The organism is Mangrovibacter plantisponsor (assembly GCF_003182475.1).
In the GTDB taxonomy this organism is placed as follows: Bacteria; Pseudomonadota; Gammaproteobacteria; order Enterobacterales; family Enterobacteriaceae; genus Mangrovibacter; species Mangrovibacter plantisponsor.
In genome coordinates, this window is sequence record NZ_QGTS01000002.1 from 189,353 (window position 1) to 203,315 (window position 13,963).

12 protein-coding genes are annotated in these 13,963 nt (G+C 37.6%); 11 read left to right on the forward strand and 1 reads right to left on the reverse strand.

Annotated elements, in window-relative coordinates:
- Positions 1-130: 130 nt before the first annotated feature.
- The 9 genes from DES37_RS03500 to DES37_RS03540 all read left to right on the forward strand — a co-directional run bounded on the left by DES37_RS03500 (position 131) and on the right by DES37_RS03540 (position 10,451).
- Positions 131-1,765: an aldo/keto reductase gene (locus DES37_RS03500; RefSeq protein ID WP_110024858.1), complete on the forward strand. Its 1,635-nt coding sequence runs from the start codon at positions 131-133 to the stop codon at positions 1,763-1,765.
- A complete protein-coding gene (locus DES37_RS03505) occupies positions 1,762-2,550 on the forward strand; it encodes an SDR family NAD(P)-dependent oxidoreductase (RefSeq protein WP_110024859.1) in 789 nt (262 codons plus the stop codon). The genes DES37_RS03500 and DES37_RS03505 overlap by 4 nt, the downstream gene beginning before the upstream one ends.
- 533 nt (positions 2,551-3,083) lie before the next feature.
- On the forward strand, positions 3,084-4,214 hold the full coding sequence (locus DES37_RS03510; protein ID WP_110025054.1) for an FAD-dependent oxidoreductase: 1,131 nt from the start codon (positions 3,084-3,086) through the stop codon (positions 4,212-4,214).
- A 2-nt stretch (positions 4,215-4,216) separates the two neighbouring features.
- On the forward strand, positions 4,217-5,218 hold the full coding sequence (locus tag DES37_RS03515) for a glycosyltransferase family protein (RefSeq protein WP_110024860.1): 1,002 nt from the start codon (positions 4,217-4,219) through the stop codon (positions 5,216-5,218).
- Between the two features lie 9 nt (positions 5,219-5,227).
- Positions 5,228-6,010, forward strand: a complete 783-nt coding sequence (locus DES37_RS03520; RefSeq protein ID WP_110024861.1) for an NAD-dependent epimerase/dehydratase family protein — start codon at positions 5,228-5,230, stop codon at positions 6,008-6,010.
- Positions 6,010-6,822, forward strand: coding sequence for a sugar phosphate isomerase/epimerase family protein (locus tag DES37_RS03525; protein ID WP_110024862.1), 813 nt, complete (start codon positions 6,010-6,012; stop codon positions 6,820-6,822). Before DES37_RS03520 ends, DES37_RS03525 begins: the two co-directional genes overlap by 1 nt.
- 14 nt (positions 6,823-6,836) lie before the next feature.
- Positions 6,837-7,190 (forward strand): EamA family transporter, encoded by a 354-nt coding sequence (locus DES37_RS03530; protein ID WP_110024863.1) that lies wholly within the window; start codon positions 6,837-6,839, stop codon positions 7,188-7,190.
- 16 nt (positions 7,191-7,206) lie between these two features.
- Positions 7,207-8,004, forward strand: coding sequence for a glycosyltransferase family 2 protein (locus tag DES37_RS03535; protein WP_110024864.1), 798 nt, complete (start codon positions 7,207-7,209; stop codon positions 8,002-8,004).
- A 644-nt stretch (positions 8,005-8,648) separates the two neighbouring features.
- Positions 8,649-10,451, forward strand: coding sequence for a hypothetical protein (locus DES37_RS03540; protein ID WP_110024865.1), 1,803 nt, complete (start codon positions 8,649-8,651; stop codon positions 10,449-10,451).
- A gap of 324 nt (positions 10,452-10,775) precedes the next feature.
- Here DES37_RS03540 and DES37_RS03545 read toward each other — a convergent pair whose 3' ends face one another.
- A complete protein-coding gene (locus DES37_RS03545; protein WP_170123720.1) occupies positions 10,776-11,834 on the reverse strand; it encodes a fimbrial protein in 1,059 nt (352 codons plus the stop codon).
- A gap of 608 nt (positions 11,835-12,442) precedes the next feature.
- Between DES37_RS03545 and DES37_RS03550 the strand changes: the two genes are divergently transcribed.
- Together DES37_RS03550 and DES37_RS03555 are read left to right on the forward strand one after the other, a co-directional pair.
- Positions 12,443-12,958 (forward strand): hypothetical protein, encoded by a 516-nt coding sequence (locus DES37_RS03550; RefSeq protein ID WP_110024867.1) that lies wholly within the window; start codon positions 12,443-12,445, stop codon positions 12,956-12,958.
- A gap of 108 nt (positions 12,959-13,066) precedes the next feature.
- A complete protein-coding gene (locus DES37_RS03555; RefSeq protein ID WP_110024868.1) occupies positions 13,067-13,813 on the forward strand; it encodes an alpha/beta fold hydrolase in 747 nt (248 codons plus the stop codon).
- Positions 13,814-13,963: the final 150 nt, after the last annotated feature.

Consider the following 13,963-nt stretch of genomic DNA (forward strand, 5'->3'; position numbering starts at 1 on the left):
TATCTAAATAGCTGGGTTTCGAAATGAAGTGATAGTGTAAATTGTACTTATAGAAAAATTGATATCATATATAACCTAAAGATTGGTGAGCCGATTTACAGAGCTCAAAGTTCAAGTATGGGATTTAAAGATGGAAAATATTAAATCAATCATCATTATTCAGTCGAGGTTTAATTCAACCCGCCTCCCTGGGAAAGCATTATTCACAATTAATGGTATCCCTTTGGTTATATTAGCTGCTAAACGAGCGGGCAATACTGGTAGAAAGGTCATAATTGCAACGTCTGACCAATCTACTGATGATGAGATTGAATTATGTGCTAAACACTATGGTATCACATGTGTAAGAGGGAGTTTGAATGATACCCTTGCTCGATTTGCTAAAGCAGTGAAGGACTATCCCCCTGAAACACGGATATTTCGTTTAACAGCAGATAATATTCTCCCGGATGGGAGTTTACTTGATGATATGGAAAGTCAATATATAATATCATCAACAGATTACATGGTCTGCGATAACATAGGGTCAAATGTACCATATGGTGTTAGTGCTGAGTTAATGCGTGTTGAACATATTATCAATGCAAATAAAAATGCTAATTCAGACGATGAAAGAGAACATGTCACTCCTTATATTAGAAATCATTTCAAAGTAAAATATTACGAACCAAAAAAAATTATAGGATTTAGCAATTATAGATGTACAATTGACACCTTTGATGATTACCTTTCTGTCAAAAAAATATTCACCATAAATGACGATATCATCAGTATGTCACTATATGATATTATTAAGCGGTTCGATAAATTATTGTTTAAACCTTGTAATAATAAAGCCATCAAACCAATGGTATTAGGAAGTGTTCAATTTGGAATGAATTATGGGATTACTAATGCTGAAGGAAGAGCTAGCCCGAATGTAATAGAGAAAATAATTAAGCAAGCTATTACTGAAGGTATTGAATACATCGATACAGCAGCGGCTTATGGAGAAAGTGAAGCTACTATAGGAAAAACATTGACGGGAGGTTGGTTGGGACGAGTCAAAATAATAACCAAAACACCGCCATTCACTGAACTAGAAAATTGTGATGACCCGTTGGTATACTCATATGCAACACAAGCTTCTATCTTTCGGTCATGTATGAACCTTGGCACGGAAAAATTAGATATCGTCATGCTACATAGGGCTAATCACTTAGTCAAATATGGTGGAGCAGTCTTCAATGAACTCTTAAAATACAAAGTGGCAGGGAAAATTCATTCTCTTGGCGTATCTGTCCAAAATCCAGACGAGCTGTCTCTGGCTTTGTCATATGAAGATATAGAGTTCATTCAGTTGCCATATAATATTCTTGATAAACGTTGGGACCATTTAATCAAAGGTATATTGGATATTAAGAAAAAACGTAACCTTGTTATTCATGCCAGAAGTTCACTTTTACAAGGTCTCCTAAATAGTAATGATAGTAATATCTGGGAAATTGCTCATGTCAAAAACCATGTTCCCATTCGGACTTGGTTAGAGAAGATACAGAAAGACACTAAAAAAATATCGATAGCAGATTTATGTATTGGTTACGTAAATTCTCAAAAATGGATTGATGCAGTGGTGATTGGTATCGATGATATGAATCAATTACACGACAATATAAACTCTATCTCGAAACCATTTATCTCTGATCATCTATTGTCAACGATTGACGTTACAAAGCCTGATTTGTCAGAGAATACTCTTAATCCCAGCAGATGGAATAAAAAATGAATATGTTTAAATTGCATGGTAAGAATGCATTAATTACTGGAGCAACTGGTTACCTTGGGAAGGAAATGGTAATTGCCCTGGCGTCTGCAGGAGCACACGTTTTTATTAACTCACGGTCTGTCGATAAGTGTGAACAGCTTACCAATGAATTACTAGCGATGGGATACAAAGCCTCAATCGCTCCTTTTGATATAACAGATAATGAGGCTATTAAGTCTTTTATTGAAAATCTCGAATGTGAACACATTGATATTATAGTGAATAATGCCTATGCGGGGGGGGCAGGAAGTGTCGCGCTTTCTTCACCTAGACAATATAGAGATGCATATGAATCATCTGTCATTGCATCTGCTAATTTGTTTACTGAACTACTTCCTTTTTTAAGAAAGGCGGTAGAGGTGAACGGATATGCATCAGTGATTAATATCGCATCAATGTATGGAGTGGTTTCTCCTGATCAACGTATTTATAGCTCTATGTCTGCTGTTAATCCTCCATTTTATGGAGCAGCAAAAGCTGCTTTAATCCAATGGACAAAATATGCAGGGTGTGAATTTGCTCACGAGAATATAAGAGTGAACTGCATATCGCCAGGGCCGTTCCCATCATTACAAGTTCAAGAAAATGCAGCTGAATTAGTTTATAAAATATCAGAGAAAGTACCTATGGGACGTATTGGTAATGCTAGTGAGCTAGCTGGCCCTATAATTTTCTTGGCATCACAAGCATCATCTTTTATGACGGGTGCTAATATTCCTGTAGATGGTGGCTGGACATGTTGGTAAAGTAGTCTGCTTAATTTTATCACCATTAAAAATATTAGAGGGAAAATTAGTATTCTTCCTGATATCAATATGACGCTGTGGCTTACGAAGTCCACAAGGGTAGACGATTTTATCTTTGCATTTCTCTGATTTTCCAGAAAATTATTTGACGAAGGTAAATTGTTGTTCATTAACTGAGTCTACTCAGTGCTGTGGAATGTATCCACGCAGAGCGTCTTACCAACCATGAAACTAGTAGGACCGGTAGTATCTAATTATATCGAGTGTGAGTATAATCAATGGCGTCGTCACAGTACCTGTGGTGCTCCCAGTCCTGAGAGTTAAAACTATAATCAAGCTACCACTGATAACAGTGAGTGGGCTGTTAGAACATTCGTCTTTGACATTATTACTATTTGATTTTTTAAAACTATATTTTGTCGCATTTGCACTATCGAGAATCTATACTAGACTGACGATAAAATATATATATCATCATATCCTGATGATAAGGTTTGACTCAGATCAAAAGAAGAAATTAAATGAGTGCCATTATGAAAATATTGGGTGATTGCCCGAAAGTTATAATTGCTGGCGGTGGCTTTTTCGGCTTGTATCTTGCTGAACAGCTTAGCCTTCGGGGGGTAAGTGTAATCCTTATTGAAAAAGAAGATTCATTAATGTCCCGAGCTTCATTTAATAACCAGGCTCGCGTCCATAATGGATATCACTATCCCAGAAGCATCCTTACAGCTATGAGGTCGAGGCTTTCTTTCCCTCGCTTTGTTAGCGAGTTCAAGGATTGTATCGTTGACGATTTTGATAAATATTATTTAGTGGCAGGACCTCTAAGTAAAGTAAACGGTGAACAGTTTTACCAATTTTGCAAGCGAATAGGTGCGCATTGTGAAACGGCTCCTTCGAATATAAAAAAATTAGTTAATCCGGGGTTGGTAGAAGAAGTTTTTGCAACAAATGAATATGCATTTGATTCTCATAAATTAAGGGATCTCATAATTGAGAGGTTAAGTTTAACCGGTGCAGAAATTTATACTAGTTCTGAGGTGTTGAGTATAACTAGGTGTAATGAAAACTTGGTGGTCCATGCAATAATTGATGGCGAAGAACAATATTTAGAAGCGGACCATGTTTTTAATTGTACTTATTCATGCATAAATAATTTATTGCATAATTCATCACTGAAACTTATACCTCTTCGGCATGAAATGACAGAAATGTGCCTCATAACACCTCCTGAGGTGTTAAAGAATATAGGTATTACTGTGATGTGCGGGCCTTTCTTTTCAGCCATGCCATTTCCATCACTTGGTTTCCATTCATTAAGTCATGTTAGGTATACACCGCATTACGAATGGAATGATGTGGATGGTAAAGAATATCAAGAACCACATGATTTATATGATAAATCAGAAAAACATACAGCTTGGCGATATATGATATCAGATGCCAAAAGGTATATCCCTATTATTGGTGAAAGCCAATATCACAAGTCACTTTGGGAAGTAAAAACAATATTACCCAGAAGTGACAGTGATGATTCTCGCCCAATTCTATTTAAGGCTAACTATGGTCTTAAAGGATTGCATTGTATTATGGGGGGGAAAATAGATAATATTTATGATGTAATTGAAGAGATCGACCGAGTTCTGGGGCTTGGAGGCTGAGAATGAAGAGTGAGGCTTTTGTATCTGTAGTGATTAAAATAAAAGAAAAATCAGATTCATATATTGAACAGATTTCTCTTTTAAATAGCTATTTGGATGATTACTATTCTGATTATGAAATATTAATTATTGTTTGTGAGTTGAATCTTTTAGATACAGAAACTGAAGATTATCTTCTGAATGAACTATCATGTATGCGAATTATTCAGTTATCTTCAAATCAAAATGAGGAAATTGCATCGGCTGTTGGTATTGAAAATGCAATTGGTGATTTTGTTGTCCTCTTTAATATCAATACTGATCCTGTTCAAATTATATCTGAAGCAATTAATAGTTGCAGAAATGGTTCTGATGTGATCATCGGAATTACTGAAAGCTTTGAAAACATACGTTACTATATATCAAGGAAAATATTTTCTAAGGTTTTATCTGCCATAGATTATAAAATACCTGAAAAATCAACTGATTTTAGATGTCTTAGTCGCCGCAGCGTAAATGCTTTAACAAGAACTGGACGCTTTCATCATAAGCTAACAATGCGTATACAAAAATTAGGTTATCCCGTTAATACTATTATTTATAAGCCATTAATTGATAATGATGGTAAAAATCTATATCAATCATTCAGAAAGCTTATTTATTTAATTGTTTTTAATTCGTCACGACCGCTTCGATGGATGTCTATTCTTGGAGTTACTGGAAGCTTGTCTTCTTTTATATTCGCAACATATAGTGTTCTTATCCATTTTATTGATGGACATGTAGTAGAAGGTTGGACAACAACTATTCTCTTTATGTCTCTCCTTTTCACATTCATGTTTATTATACTGACTTTTTTTGGTGAGTATTTAGCCCGTCTACTGGATGAAAATAGTAGACAGTTTGATTATTATGTTGTTTACGAAAAAAATAGTACTATTATGCTTAATGTGGACAGACTTAATGTGTTAAATGAAGCTGTTTCTGATGAGGTAAACAATGTGCAAACTGGTCGAAAAAAATAAGGAAATGCAATGCGGGCTCTTATTGGTTATACGGGGTTTGTCGGTAGTACATTAAATAAGCAAACAAAATTTGATGATCTCTATCGTTCATCTAACATAAGTGAAATTTCAGGGAGAAATTATGATTTAATAGTGTGTGCTGGGGCTCCTGGCCAAAAATGGCTCGCTAATAAAGAGCCAGAGAATGACTTACGGAATATTTATAATCTTATTGAACAACTCAAATGTGTTTCCTGTAGACAGTTTGTATTAATCAGTACGGTAGATGTGTTCCAAAATCCGGAAGGTGTTGATGAAAAGACAGTAATAGATATACATTCACTTCATGCTTATGGATTAAATAGATATACTTTGGAACGATATGTTTCTGATAATTTTAAAAATCATCTAATTATTCGATTGCCTGGTCTTGTTGGGCCAGGTTTACGCAAAAATATCATCTATGATTTACTTAATGAAAATAATCTAGAAAAAATAAATAGCACAGATTCCTTTCAATTTTACCCTATGGTTAATCTATGGTTTGATATACAGAAGGCACTATTAAACAAAATTTCATTATTGCACTTGACTGCTGAACCGATAACTGTTGCAGAAGTTGCGCAGAACTGCTTCAATCAATCATTCAATAATAAACTAGAACGCGCTGCTTTGAATTATGACATGCATACCATCCATGCAAAGATTTTTGGTGGGGAAAATGGCTATACTTGCAGTAAAAAAGAAACTATTCTAGCTATTCGCGCATATGTTCAGTCTGAAAATACGGTTATATACGATAGAGGTAATTGATGAGATTATCAGTTTCAAATCTGGCATGGGATCCGGAGCAAGATCAGATCGTTGCTGGTTTGTTATCTAAATCAAATATAAATGCTATTGATATAGCCCCAGGGAAATATTTCCCATCTCCATTATCTGCTTCGGATAAAGATATTTTGTCAGTAAAATCTTGGTGGGATGCGCATGATATAAGAATAATAGGGATGCAGTCGCTCCTTTTTGGTACACAAGGTCTTAATGTATTTGGTAATTCCAGTAATCGAAAGGATTTACTAAATCATCTTAATCGGATATGCCATATTGGAAACCTTCTGGGTGCTACAAGATTAGTTTTTGGTTCTCCAAAAAATCGTGATAGAAGTGGATTTTCAGACAGTGAAGCAATGTTTAAAGCGATTGATTTTTTCACGCAGTTGGGACGCATAGCTGAGAGTCATAATGTTATTATTTGTCTTGAACCCAACCCATCATATTATGGCTGTAATTTTATGACAAATACTGATGATACGGCAAAGGTAGTTGAAGAAGTATCTCTCAATTCAATAAAAATGCAATTTGATACTGGTGCTATAGGAATTAATTCTGAGTCAGTTGAATATATATGTAAGCGATATAAACATCTCATTGGTCATATTCATATAAGTGACAAAGATCTTACTCCTATTGGGGATGGGAAAAATAGACATATAGAGTATGCCAATATGATTAACCGCTATTTTCCAAATTTTATAGCGACAATTGAAATGATTAAATCTATACATGAGCCACCATTAGAAGCACTATCTAGAGCAATCCTTTTTACGAAGAATGTTTATCAATAGGAACATAAAATCATATGAAATGGGTTATTCTTCTTTTTGGGGTTTTATCTAATGCTTCCGCTAGTGTTTTGATTAAATATGCAATGATACCACCACGAAAGTTTCCAACTGTTAATGATATATCGAGCTTATTAAACTGGCCATTCTGGCTAGGTTTATGTCTCTATGGGTTGGCATTTATATTATACGCGGCTTCATTAAGCAGACTGCCCTTGAATATAGTACATCCTATTCTCACCGTAGGCTCTGTTGCAATGGTGGCGTTATTTTCATCATTTATATTAAAAGAACATTTTTACTGGACTACGTGGGTTGGGATTATTATCGTGATTTTAGGCGTTTCACTAATTACTGCTCGTGTTTCATAATATTCGGTAAAGCATAATGAATTCCAAAAAACAATCTAATGAAGCGTATATTCCAGATTATGATGTATTATTAAAATTACCAAAGAAGTATAGGTGGTGTGTAGTTATTCCAGTTATTAATGAAGGTGAGCGTATTCATAATTTGTTAGAAAAAATACTAAAAAATAACATTCATTCTATTGCTGATATTATTATTGTTGATGGTGGCAGTACAGATGGCTCACTCGACACTCAGTTGTTGGTTGATTATAAAGTGTCAACTCTGCTACAAAAAAGATCCCCTGGGAAATTAAGTGTCCAGTTATTATGTGCTTATGATTATGCCTTAAGAAAGGGCTATGATGGCATAGTAACTATTGATGGAAATGATAAAGATGACCCTATTTCTATACCTGATTTTATCGCGGAGTTAGATAATGGTTTAGACTTCGTTCAAGCTTCTAGATTTTTGGATGGTGGTATTGCTGTTAATACGCCTGTATCCCGAGATCTTGCAATTCGATTTATCCATGCCCCAGTCCTTAGTTTTTTTTCTGGATTTAAATGGACCGACACCACACAAGGGTTTAGAGCATACAGTAGTAAGATGTTGTTAGATCCGAGAATTTCAATTTTCCGTTCAGTATTTAAGGCATATGAATTGTTAGCTTATTTATCTTATCGTGCTCCAAAACTAAATTTTAAATGCAAGGAAATTCCTACCACTCGGCGTTACCCTGAAGGTGATATTCCAACTAAGATAAGTGGTTTTAAAGGGAACTGTGAGCTCTTAAAAGTACTCTTTTTCGCTTCCCTAGGAATCTATAATCCTTGATAGTTAGTATTTTTTAATAATGAGGGTTTTCAGTGATAAATTACTGCTTAGTAATTTGAACTGGAGCTGTATCGTATTTTTTATCTCCGTTTTATTATTTTTCTTGATATATCTGCAAGAAATTAATTTGTTGCACATTATTTTGACATTATCATGCTAGTCGTTTTTTTCAGTTCATTTCTCTGTATCAGTATTGCAAATTTAAGACGATTCATAATGCTGAAATTAAAAGTGGCGTAGTTACGTATACGTCAAGTAATAATCCTAGAATATATATTCTGCAAGACTTAAAAATTATCTTTTATTCATAGGATTGTTCAGAAAAAATTTTTTCAGACCGTTTTTTGTACATTTATATCCCTCTGATGCTTCTCTTTTGAAAGGTACTCAACATTTATTAAATTTTGGTGTCAACTGGAGTGACTAGGAATTAATAAATGATTATTTACAGCTCTTACACATAAATGTATGGCTAGTATTAATTACCCATCTAGATTAGTTTAACGAAGATTGTGTTGGGTCTGTGTATCCTTCATGTGTAAGAACTTAGGGGACTTTTAAAGAATAATAGACTTCACTGTATTTCGTACCCTATTATATGGCTGGCTGGGATAAGATTAACTCTTTTTACGGAATGTGATTCCATGACGAAAATTATATTTTTTAAAAAATTTAATGTTGGGAAATTTATTTTGTTTTTGTTGCTGTTATTTTTGTTTTTTCTTAATTACCGTTATAACTTTTTTAATCTTACAAATGCTTCTTGGTTCTCTAATTTTCAGAAATCTTCTGAATCACTTGTTATTGGACGATTAACACAGTCTTATAATCATGGTATATGGAGCTATTCGGGTGCTCTGGATAAAATAAATAACTTCTCTGACATATATACTAAATATGAAAATTTTATTGGTGGTGAAAATAATAAGTTTATTCCATATTTATCACAGATTGGCGGCCAGGGGATTTTTTTCAGTTATGTAGATAAATTTCTTTACTCAATTGTCTTATTACATCCACAGCAGCGACTTGACCTTATTTACTCATTTGCTGTAATCTTATTGGCTTTATTATTTATTGCTTTATCAAGAGTTTATGCTCTTGAGTTTGGGCTTCTGAGCTCTTTTGCTTTTTTGATGTGTCTGTTCTGTTCACCTTGGGTAACAATAATGGCACGTAATTTGTATTGGTTTCCAGTTGTACTTTATCTACCTTTCTTTATTTCCTCACTTTTTTTACATTTTGAATCTTACTATAATAAAAAGAACTTGTTGTTGTTCGGTTCGCTTATTTTTTTAGCTGTATTCATAAAAAGTTCGGCGGGTTATGAGTATATTAGTTCTGTTTTGCTTTCTTCAATTGTTCCAGTGGTATATTATTCAATTAAAGATAAGTGGCCCTGGCATAAAACGTTGTATTATATGATATTTATTGGTGGTTTGGGGCTATTATCTTTTCTTCTGGTTAATGTAATTCATATATACCAAGATAGCGTGATTAGTAATATTTCATGGAAAGATTCATTGTACCAGCGGATCTCGCATGCTGGTTCAAGAATGTATGCTAAACCAGGAACCCTCGGTATTCCATCATGGGAGGGCGCAACCACTGCGACAACAATGTCTGTTATTGCACGGTACTTTAGTATTGAGCTCTATAATTTTAATGATATCATCGGACTGAAGTATTTTAACTCTGTTAATGCTGATGTGATTATAGCTTTGTTGGTTATTTTCACAGCTCTTTCACTTATATCTGAACAATACTCAAAGAATATCACTCGGAATCGTAGGAAGATATTAGCATTAGTTGCAACATGTTGGTTCTCGTTACTTAGCCCTATTTCTTGGTTCACACTTGCAAAAGTCCATTCATGGGCGCATACACATATAAATCCTTTCCTTTGGTTCCTTCCATTTACTCCTTTGGTTGCTACTCTAATTGGTTTTGTTGTTTCATGTTTTTATAAAGACTTAAAAAATTTTAATCCAAAAGTGGCTTTTAAATTTATAGTTTCTATATGTGTGTTTTCTTTTGCAGTTTTCGTAGGGGATTTTATTCAAGAGCGGAATGGGTTTATAAAAATATACAATGACATTGCTACGAAGAAAGAATGGGCTTTCAATACTCCGGTTGGCTTTGATGTGGTTAAAACAAGAGATAATAATGTAGTGCTTTATTCTAAGAATTGTAGAAAGATAGAGCTTGGTACGAGGTTTTTCTTGCATCTATATCCATCTGCCGGTGCTGAAGGAAAAGGAAAAGAGTTTATAAATAAGGATTTCAATTGGCCAAATAATTCGATTTCTTCTGGTGTTTATTCAGTTATTACTGGTAAATGTATTTTTAGTATATCTATACCTGAAGGAGTGTTGGCAAAGGTCGTTATTGGTCAGTATTTACCATCTGGTCCAAGGGTGTGGGTGAAGACGTATCATGTTAATTAATTTCTGGTTGGTTAACATTTTTACTAATTGTACTGCATTAATGTAACGTATATTCTGATAATTTTGTATATTGAGGTGTTCACATATGTGGTTATTTTCTTTTTTTTAAAGATCCTTATTTGTTTAAAATTATGATTTTTATATTTTCTGTGTGTTCGGTTATTTAATTATCCTAGGTTTTACCAGCCAGTCATTATCAATGACTGGCCTTTTGGGATTTGTCAATCTACTCTATGGGAGGTATTAATGGGGTGGCTTATTTTAATCACTGAATAAGTTAGGGCTGTAATTTTAAATTCTAATCTTTCCTAAGTTGCAGGACGCTCAATCATAACTCAACACCACCGAAGCCGTTGCTGTTACGGTTCCTGGTGACACCTGGCTGTTGTCATATACTGAATAATAAGCCGCCAGGCTTACATGATTTCGTGTTGACAGGTTTTCACCTTTGGCAACTGAGAAAATATCTGTGGCGTTCTCTGCATCGGTTGAGGTGGAGAACACTACGTCCTCACCAGCTTGTGTCTGCAGGCTGATCCCAATCCCTTTCGATGTAGACTCCTCGTTACGAATCACCTTATTAGCACTATCCACAATATCATTACTGGCAAGCCATGCGTGGATGTTGTACTCCGCGTTTCCGGAATCCGACGAGCAGTTGAAAGGTATTTCGATGTTACTTTTACCTGAGCTGCTACCAGTTTTCAGGGCGTTAAGCCCTATAGCCGGTAACGTAATATTTTGGTTTGGGACATTGCATGTCATTGTGCTCGGGTTATAACTTAGCGCCACTTTTTGAACCCCGCCAAATAAAAAACGCGACAGCGCCGCCGGGTTTGTTAATGCAAACTCTCGCACGTCATCTGCTGTCATTGAGGTAAGGGGGGTGGTCGCTCCAAGGTAAATATTCGCCGTATTATTATCTGCTGTAATGATATCTACGCCATCCCCAGGGGCTGTGGTCAGTTCCGCGGTGAGTGCCATAGCGGTTTGGTAGTTGGTCATGCTGAAGCTGGAACCAGAAGTCGATACGGAAGTTTTACTGGTAAGCGGCACTGCGGTAACTTTTACCCAGAATGTATCTGCTGAGGTGCTGTCAGTAAATTTGATATAAACCGGCTCTTCAAAGGCTGAAAAGAAAAGTAGAGTGCGGTTTTTGACTTCACCAGTACAAGAAACAGTTGCGCTCCAGTTGGTGTTGAATGTAGCAGTCACCTGGCTTCGGCCAATGAAAAGTGGCGATAAATCAACAGACTGGTTCCCAATGAAACCGGATGCTCCCGGAACGCAGGAGATGGTTTCTGAGGTTTCCGCCAGTACGGGTTTTGACAAGGAAAGCAGCAAGATAACGCCAAAGTATTTCATCATTTTTTTTAGTGCCATAAAGCAGTCTTGCATAACCTGTCTCTTAGTAGCTGGCGGTCAAATGAGTAATGCGAATGTGTTTCAACAAGATAGTATTTATAAAGAACAAGCTGATGATGTTCGTTAATTTGCTCGAATAATATACGAACAGGCTGGATGGTTAAATGGGGTATGTACTTATCCTAAGCGAGTGAGAGAAGGTAATGATGTTCATATTTAAATTTTTATAAGCCCCGTAATTGTGCTTTTTGGCTCACAGTTCTGCCCACTTCCTGAACCCACCTCGATTTTTCCCTGTAATGTATGCAAGGCTGAGTTGTTCTTTGCGAGCAATGCCGTAAACCTGCATATCGCGCTTGTTTTACTGTTTATGCAGACAGTACACTTCGCTGGCAATGTAACGCATTGCCAGGATTGGCGTCCTGAAAATACAAGGTGTGGGCATAAACATTGTGTTTATGTTTCCGGGAAATATCCGGGGTATACTTCGCATTAGGTGGGCTGAGTGAGGGCAGACCAACTGCGCTGGTAACCTTGTATGCCAGTTACGCCAACCTTGCTCAGTCCACCACCTGAAATTGGCGTTTCAGTGATGGTTCCCATAGTTTGTACAAGGAAATACTATTATGGAAACAAACTTAACACCGCTTTACGATCTCCCTCTTTATACCGAACTGAACCACGGCACACCTGGCCCACTGGCTCTGGCACAGCGTTGTGAACTGCTCAGTGAAATTCTTCTGGACAGCGAAGGCCTGGCAGAAGCGCACTCTGTGTTGCGTGGCATGCTGGCTTATCTGGATACACTGCATTACCAGTTACTGGTAAGCATGTCTGCGCCGGGTAATACCACGGAAGGTGAGCATGCGGCGGATAAAACCCAGGAAAATGCAGACCGTGACCCGGCTATGGCCTCAACCACCGCTATACCCATTGGTGACGCAATACTTGTGCTGCCTGAACCTGGCTGGCAGCCAGAAACAGCAAGTTTGTGCCACTACTGCGCAACACTTGCCAGCCAGTTACTGTTGTTACCGCGCAACAGTAGCGGTGAACATGTTTCCGGGTTAGTGGGGTTGCTTTATGAACTGGTGGCGTTGTTAGTGCAAGAGTTACGCGCTACTGAACCGGTCCCGGCTTAATTATACTGGCAGCGGGCAGGTTTCACTGCCTGCTGCCTTCTTGCTGATACAATTCTGTTTCGCCAGGTTATGGCGAGAAAATGGGAAGGAACAAAGGAAGTCATAAGCATGCAAGGTTTCCATTCATCTACAGCGCATTGTTATGTGCGCTTTCAGGATTTGCCGGGCAGTGGTGTGCCGGTTGTTTTTGTGCATGGCCTTGGCTGTGCATCATCTTATGAATACCCTCGCGTGGTGGCAGACCCGCTGTTTACCGGGAAGCGCGCCATTTTGCTGGATTTACCCGGTTGCGGTTACAGCGAAAAACCTCAGGATTACAGCTACTCCATTAGCGACCAGGCAAAAGTGGTTGCAGAACTGGTTGCGCATTTGGGATTAAGCCAGTGCTATGTGTACGGGCACAGTATGGGTGGCAGTATCAGTATTGAAGCCGCAGAACTGTTGGGCGAGCGCCTGCTCGGCCTGGTGGTGTCTGAACCCAATTTTCATCCTGGTGGTGGCTTCTTCAGCCAGCAAATTTGCCGTTACAGCGAAGGCGAGTTTGTAAGTACCGCATGGCAGCAAATGGTGGAGCAGGAAACCAGCCCCTGGGCAGGTAGCCTGGCGGCAGATGCGCCCTGGGCCGTGTGGCGTGGGGCATCCAGCCTGGTCAGTGGCAGTAACTGGTTTGCCCGGTTTATGGCTTTACCCATGGTGAAACAACTGGTCTTTGGCGAGCATTCTTTGCCAGATAACGATTTTACCGCATTGCGGGATGCCGGGGTTTCAACCGTTGTGTTGCCAGAGTGTGGGCATTGTATGTCCTGGGAAAACCCGGGTGCACTGGCAGGGGCGTTAGCCATGTTCTGCCGTTAATATTTGCTAAAACCGTTTTTGGCATGTGCCTGTATGCCCTACAAAACATTTGCATCGTGATTGTCTCTGGCGGAATAAAAATAGTGACTGCCATGAGAACACCTGCCGCCACGCCACAGTTCCTCTGGTTTTATTTAAAGTCGGGAGAAA